The sequence below is a fragment of the Pseudomonas sp. RIT-PI-o genome (assembly GCF_001297215.1).
In the GTDB taxonomy this organism is placed as follows: domain Bacteria; phylum Pseudomonadota; class Gammaproteobacteria; order Pseudomonadales; family Pseudomonadaceae; genus Aquipseudomonas; species Aquipseudomonas moraviensis_A.
Genome location: NZ_LHPA01000036.1, coordinates 22,551 through 29,856 on the forward strand (window position 1 = coordinate 22,551; position 7,306 = coordinate 29,856).

Below are 7,306 nucleotides of genomic sequence, written 5' to 3' on the forward strand. Positions count from 1 at the left end.
CATTATGCGACCGGCTCTCAAAGAACCGGCGACTTCAAAGACGGCCTAATATGCGTTATCAATTGTCCCCGCGTCGAATCAGCATGAAGCATCTGCTCCCCAGCACCGCCCTCGCTCTTTTCATCGGTATCGGTCTGTTGCCGGTGTCGGGCACCACATTCGCAGCCAACAGCTGGGACAAGTTGCAGCCTGATCGCGATGAAGTCATCGCCAGCCTGAACGTCGTCGAGTTGCTCAAGCGTCACCACTACAGCAAGCCGCCGCTCGATGATGCGCGCTCGGTGATCATCTACGACAGCTACATCAAGCTGCTCGACCCGTCCCGTAGCTATTTCATGGCCAGCGACATTGCCGAATTCGACAAGTGGAAAACCCAGTTCGACGATTTCCTCAAAAGCGGCGACCTCAATGCCGGGTTCACCATCTACAAGCGCTACCTGGACCGCGTCAAGGCGCGTCTGGACTTCGCCCTTGCCGAGCTGAACAAAGGCGTCGACAAGATGGACTTCAATACCAAGGAGACCTTGCTGATCGATCGCAAGGACGCGCCTTGGCTCAAGTCCACCGCAGAACTCGACGACCTGTGGCGCAAACGCGTCAAGGATGAAGTGCTGCGCCAGAAGATCGCCGGCAAAGAGCCGAAGCAGATCCAGGAAACCCTGACCAAGCGCTACAAGAACCAGTTGGCGCGTCTCGACCAGACCCGTGCCGAGGACATCTTCCAGGCGTACATCAACACCTTCGCCATGTCCTACGACCCGCACACCAACTATCTGTCGCCGGATAACGCGGAAAACTTCGACATCAACATGAGCCTGTCCCTCGAGGGCATCGGTGCCGTGTTGCAGAGCGACAACGATCAAGTGAAAGTCGTACGTCTGGTACCGGCAGGCCCGGCGGACAAGACCAAGCAGGTCGCTCCGGCGGACAAGATCATCGGCGTTGCCCAGGGCAACAAGGAAATGGTCGACGTGGTCGGCTGGCGTCTGGACGAAGTGGTCAAATTGATTCGCGGTCCGAAAGGCACCGTGGTGCGTCTGGAAGTCATCCCGGCGAGCAATGCGCCGAATGACCAGACCACCAAGATCGTGCCGATCACCCGTGAAGCGGTGAAGCTCGAAGACCAGGCCGTGAAAAAGTCGATCCTCAGCCTGAAACAGGACGGCAAGGACTACAAACTCGGCGTGATCGAGATCCCGGCTTTCTACCTCGACTTCAAGGCGTTCCGTGCCGGCGACCCGGATTACAAGAGCACCACTCGCGACGTCAAGAAGCTGCTCACCGAGTTGCAGAAAGACAAAGTCGACGGCGTGGTCATCGACCTGCGCAACAACGGCGGCGGTTCCCTGCAGGAAGCCACCGAGCTGACCAGCCTGTTCATCGACAAAGGCCCGACCGTACTCGTGCGTAACGCCGATGGCCGCGTCGACGTGCTTGAAGACGAAAACCCGGGTGCGTTCTACAAAGGCCCGATGGCACTGCTGGTCAACCGCCTGTCCGCCTCGGCTTCGGAGATCTTCGCCGGCGCCATGCAGGACTACCATCGTGCATTGATCATCGGCGGCCAGACCTTCGGCAAAGGCACCGTGCAGACCATTCAGCCGCTGAACCATGGCGAACTGAAACTGACCCTGGCCAAGTTCTACCGCGTCTCCGGGCAGAGCACCCAGCATCAGGGCGTGCTGCCGGACATCGACTATCCGTCGCTGATCGACACCAAGGAAATCGGCGAAAGCGCCCTGCCAGAGGCCATGCCGTGGGACACCATCCGCGCGGCGATCAAACCGGCCGCCGATCCGTTCAAGCCTTTCCTCGCCCAGCTGAAGTCCGAGCATGACGCGCGCACCAACAAGGATGCCGAGTTCGTGTTCATTCGCGACAAGCTGGCCCTGGCGCAGAAACTGATGGAAGAAAAAACCGTCAGCCTCAATGAAGCCGATCGTCGTGCCCAGCACGCCGACATCGACGCCAAGCAGCTGGCAATGGAGAACATCCGTCGCAAGGCCAAAGGCGAAGAGCCGCTCAAAGAGCTGAAGAAAGAAGACGAAGACGCATTGGCCGCTGCCGAGCCGGACAAGGTCAAACCGGAAGACGATGCCTACCTGAGCGAAACCGGGCGCGTACTTCTGGATTACCTGAAACTGAGCAATCAGGTGGCCAAGAAGTAAGTGATGGCAATTTAGTGCTGACGATCCTCGGATCGTCATCAAACAGTCATCATTCTGTCGTGCAATAAAGGACCGGGAGCAATCGCTCCCGGTCCTTTTTTAATCGCCAGAGACTGCCATGACCACGACCGAACAGCTGAGCGCCTTGAGCTCGATCCTGACTCAAAGCGGTTTACACAGTCTGTTCCAGCCGATCATCTGCCTCTCCGAACGCCGCATTCTCGGCTACGAAGCCCTCACCCGTGGCCCGTCCAACAGCCCTCTTCACTCGCCAATTGCCCTGTTCGCCGTAGCCCGGCAGGCTGGTCGCTTGAGCGAACTGGAAATCGCCTGCCGACAAAGCGCCTGCCGCCGCTTCAACGAGCAGCAGTTGCCGGGCAAACTGTTCCTCAACGTGTCCCCGGAGTCCCTGCTCGAAGCCGCGCACCAACCGGGGCGCACCCTGCAACTGCTGCAGGACTTGGGCATCGCGCCAAGCCAAGTGGTGATCGAGCTCACCGAGCAGACGCCAATCGATGACTTCCATTTGCTGCAAACCGCTCTGCACCACTACCGGGCGATGGGATTCTCCATCGCGCTGGATGATTTGGGTGCGGGGTATTCAAGCCTGCGCCTGTGGTCGGAGTTGCGTCCGGATTATGTGAAGATCGACCGGCACTTTATCGATGGCATTCATCAGGATGCGTTGAAAAGAGAGTTTGTCGGTTCAATTCTGCAGATAGCCAAGGCGTCCCGCGCGCAAGTCATTGCCGAGGGTATCGAGCTACCGGAAGAACTCGCGGTGCTGACTGAAATGGGCGTTGACCTAGTGCAGGGTTACCTGCTCGGCCGTCCGCAGGAACATCCATCCCGCGACGCCCGCGCCATGATGCCCAAACACGACAGCAGCGCCGTCGCGCTGAACGACGAAGGCAGCGACCTGAGCGCCCTGCTCAACGACCAGCCCGCCGTGCAGCGTGATACGCCGACCGCCACCGTGCTGGAAGCCTTCCGTCGCCAGGCCAACCTCAATTCACTCGCCGTGCTCGACGAACAAGGCCAGCCCTGCGGCATCGTCCATCGCCATTCGCTTTCCGACGCCCTGCTCAAACCGTTTGCCACCGACCTGTTTGCGCGCAAACCGATCAGCCGCCTGATGAACGATGATTTTCTCGCCGTGGAAATGAGCCAGTCACTGCAACAAGTCAGCCGCCTGATCACCAGCCGCGCCCGCCAACGCATCGAAGAAGACTTCATCATCACTCTCAACGGCGGCTACCTAGGCCTCGGCCGGGTGATCGACGTGCTGAAACTGATCACCGAACTGAAAATCCAACAGGCGCGCTACGCCAATCCACTCACCCTGCTGCCGGGCAACGTACCGATCCAGCAATGCCTCACCCGCCTGCTGCAACAGGCCCGCGAGTCGATCATCTGCTACGTGGACATCGACAGCTTCAAACCCTTCAACGACATCTACGGCTACGGCCGCGGCGATGAAGTTCTGCTCTGCCTCGCCCAATGCCTCAACGAACGCATCGACCCCACCCGCGACTTCGTCGGCCACATCGGCGGCGACGACTTCCTCCTCGTCCTCGGCCCCGAAGACTGGCGCAAACGCCTCAACCAACTCCTCGACGACTTCCAAAGCCAATGCCGCCGCTTCTACCGCCCCGAACATCTGGAAGCCGGCTGCTTCGTTGCACCCAATCGCCAAGGCGTGCGGCAGGAGTTCGAGCTGTTGTCGTTATCGATCGGGGTGGTGCATTTGCGACCTGAAGCTTGCGCAACGCTTGATGCCAGCCAGCTAGCGGAGATGGCTTCGCAGGCTAAGCATCATGCTAAGGATGTTGTGGGGTTTAGTGTTTATTTGTTGGAAACTGGCACCGCTCCTATCCTTCAGCCGACACAGCTAATCGGCCAACGTTGATCAGCTAACGATGCGGATCACGTTGGCGGGTTTACTGGAGAAAGTGTCTAAAAAAGGCCATTCTGAGCTTTACCGAGAATCATCGGCAAACGCTCAGCACTTTTATCGTTTGGCAAGAGATAACTCGTTAGCCCAAACTTCGGTCAGGATAGAGTACACATGTTCGAAAAAACCCCGCGGATCTTTCATTTCATTCCATCCGAGGGGAAGCAACGAATGCGAGAAAGGATCATGTTTAAAAACGTCAGAAAGCTTACTTGTTTCGCCATCAAGAGACCGTCTCAATACAGAAACCAAGACAAGCTTGTGCCGAGGAGTCAAACCAGAAAATCTTTTCACTATAAACCTGCGAATTAACTCGGCTCTGTCTATAGGACACTCAGGATCATACTGCTCCAACTCAGCACCCAAGGTCTCCTCGCGATCATATATATCGAACCCTCCAAGAAAATGCTTCAATTGCGGATTGTATGGAGCATCGAGATAGGGATGCATTAACATCAGACGGTCTCCACCGGATACAATGCGAAAGGCTGCAAAGTCTCAAAGTCAAATTTCATTTCGAACCCGCTCATCTTAGAGATGAATCGGGGCTCTGAAGGATTCGATGGGTTAGGCTCGTATCCTTCTCCAACGTTTTCTGCCGGCATACGAACAACCAAGTTCCCCATAGCGTCTTCACCCGTAAATCGCGGCATATTTCTCGCCTCCCTCGTCAGCGATTCTTGATAAGCGTTCATCTGCGCTCGGTGAGTTAGGAACCTAGAACCGTACACACCTCTAAATTCATTTTCTTGCGCAGAAGATTCAACATAGCAATCGGACTTCATCAAAATATCAACCATATTGTTTTCGTACCTTAGACAGTTTTACTTGACATTACATAATCACTGAAGGAAAGCCTACTCAGCCAGTTCCCATCCTGTGCGGGCGTAGTTACACGCAAAGAACCGATATCATGTGAGCTGATAGATACAAAATCCTTCAACAACCTCAAGCTCCCATCCAGGCTAGATAGAATAATCGTTGCTCGTCTGGATTTTTTGTTAAACCTTGATCTTCATAGTCAAATATAAAAACCAGATCGTTCACAGTGGGCTCCCTGCCAACCTCCAACTCGTAAGCTTTAAGACCCAGAGACATTTGCGACGACATGCTTGAGGGATGAACATTCAACTTCGCTCCCTTACAGTAAAAATCCAGCTGAGGATTATCTTTTCTCAACAATGCAAAACACTTATAAAAATCACGTTCAACATAGGTTTTTTTCCGTCCGCAAATATCCGCAATCGCAATAGATATCTCTTCATCATCGCATACGAGATTGACCTTCTGCTTTTCGCCATCTTTTACGACGACAACCGAAAACTGTGTCTTCACTTACCAACCCTCCTGTACGGATTAGGAATAGAATAGCCAAACTCTCTACCATCATCGATTATTAGCGTAGCGCCAAGAATATCCTCTCGCTTAATTTCACCGGGAATAGCAATTTCCTGCTCTTGACTAAAATTATATGCTGCACCCAACTCTTTTTTGAGGTCTCGACCAGGAATCATCTTGAGGGTGTAGAGAAATCCCGGCCTCGTAAAATAGCTGGTAGCGAATGCTTTACCCATATCACGAGATAAAGAGGTGCTGATGAAATTACTAGGGGGAAAGTCACTATCGATCGAATGTAGGAATAGATCGTTGCTATCTCCCTTACTTTTGAATCCATTCTCGAAAACTTCAGACGGATCTGTTGCTGCCCCCCGATATAAGTAGGCTTGTTGTGGTAGTGACTGAGATGGATGATCTTCACCTCCCTGTATTCCTTTCGTGGGATCGATCGGTTGGAATACTGGTTTGTTGCATTTGTCGTCCGGACAATTACTCAACCCCAACGGATCCACCCACCCCGTCGGATTCGGCACGTACTGGTACTGATTCAACCCACCCGCCAGCTTCACCGGATCCGGGGTCAGGTACCGCCCCAACCTCGGGTCGTAATACCGATGGCGGTTGTAATGCAGGCCGCTTTCAACATCGAAGTACTGCCCCTGAAAGCGCAGCGGCTGGTCGAGGTAGTCTTCGCCGGCGAGGGTGACGGCGGCGACTTTGCCGTAGGCGTCGTATTGCGCGGACCAGACGATTTCGCCGCTGTAGTCGGTGAGTTCCTGCGGGGTGCCGAGGTGGTCGAGTTGGTAGTAGAACGGGCAGGCTTTTTTCGGGCCTTTGCCGTCGAGCAGCGCCAGTGGGCGAAAGGTGCCGGGTTCGTAGAGGAAGCTGCGGTATTGCGTGGCGCTGCTTTCGGCGACGAGGTGCTCGCCTTGCCAGAAGAACTCGGTGACGGCTCCGTCGATGGTTTTGCGGATGCGCCGGCCGAAGGCGTCGTATTGGTAAGTGGCGGTCTGGCCGTCGGGGCGGGTCAGGCCGATCAGGCGGTGCTGGCAGTCGTAGCGGTATTCGGTGACGAGGGTCTGGCCGTGGCCTCGGCGTTCGCGGATCAGGTTGCCGAAGGCGTCGTAGTCGTAATGACGGTCGCCTTGCATCAGCAGACGATTGCCTTTGATCTGCGCGGGGCCGGGGCGGTCCTGCATCAGCAGGTTGCCGGCCGGGTCGTGGGCGAAGGATTCGGGCAGTTCGTCGCGTGAGTGGCGAACCCGGATCAATCGGTCAAGGGCGTCGTAGCCGTAGGTGCGCTGGCCGTGGCGACTGTCGGCAATGTGCTCGAGATTGCCGTTGGCGCTGTAGGCATAATCGCGGCGGTACAGCGAGGCGCCGCGATGGCCTACGGCGTGAGCAAGTAGTCGGCCCTGATCGTCGTAGGAGTATTCGCTGAGCAGCAGGCCCTGCTGACGTTGCTGCTCGCGACCGGACTGGTAGACATGGCGCGTGAGCGGCGTGCCGTTGAGGTCGATCGCACTCAGCGCACCGCCCTTGGCGTAGTGATAATCGAGCTTGCTGTTGTCCGGCAGGCGCAGGCGTTTGAGCTGACCGCAGGCGTCATAGGCGTAACGCAAGGTGCCCCAGCCCTGGTGCTCGGTGATCAAACGGTCCTGACGGTCGTACTCGAAGGCCAGCGGATGGTTCTGCCCGTCATCGACGGCAACCAAGCGGCCGAGGCGGTCGTAGTCATAACGCACCTTGATCCCGTCGGGCAGGGTTTTGACGAGCAAACGTCCGGCCTTGTCGCGCTGGTAGTGGGTGATCAGCGATAAACCCTGCTCGCCGAACTCGGTCTTCC

Annotated in this window: 5 protein-coding genes; 2 read left to right on the top strand and 3 right to left on the bottom strand. The window is 56.1% G+C overall.

What is annotated here, in order from left to right:
• Positions 1-83 precede the first annotated feature (83 nt).
• Together AEQ63_RS21135 and AEQ63_RS21140 are read left to right on the top strand one after the other, a co-directional pair.
• Positions 84-2,168 carry a carboxy terminal-processing peptidase gene (locus tag AEQ63_RS21135; protein WP_161806099.1) on the top strand — a complete coding sequence of 695 codons (2,085 nt, stop codon included), beginning with the start codon at positions 84-86 and terminating at the stop codon, positions 2,166-2,168.
• Between the two features lie 118 nt (positions 2,169-2,286).
• Positions 2,287-4,077, top strand: coding sequence for a bifunctional diguanylate cyclase/phosphodiesterase (locus AEQ63_RS21140; protein WP_064364641.1), 1,791 nt, complete (start codon positions 2,287-2,289; stop codon positions 4,075-4,077).
• A 102-nt stretch (positions 4,078-4,179) separates the two neighbouring features.
• On the opposite strand, the gene AEQ63_RS21145 is transcribed toward AEQ63_RS21140, so the two are convergent.
• The 3 genes from AEQ63_RS21145 to AEQ63_RS21160 all read right to left on the bottom strand — a co-directional run.
• Positions 4,180-4,578: a hypothetical protein gene (locus AEQ63_RS21145; RefSeq protein WP_064364642.1), complete on the bottom strand. Its 399-nt coding sequence runs from the start codon at positions 4,576-4,578 to the stop codon at positions 4,180-4,182.
• Between the two features lie 492 nt (positions 4,579-5,070).
• Positions 5,071-5,457, bottom strand: a complete 387-nt coding sequence (locus AEQ63_RS21155; protein ID WP_064364643.1) for a hypothetical protein — start codon at positions 5,455-5,457, stop codon at positions 5,071-5,073.
• Positions 5,454-7,306: RHS repeat-associated core domain-containing protein (locus AEQ63_RS21160; protein WP_177330611.1), on the bottom strand; the 1,853-nt coding region annotated here is incomplete at its 5' end. The genes AEQ63_RS21155 and AEQ63_RS21160, both read right to left, overlap by 4 nt.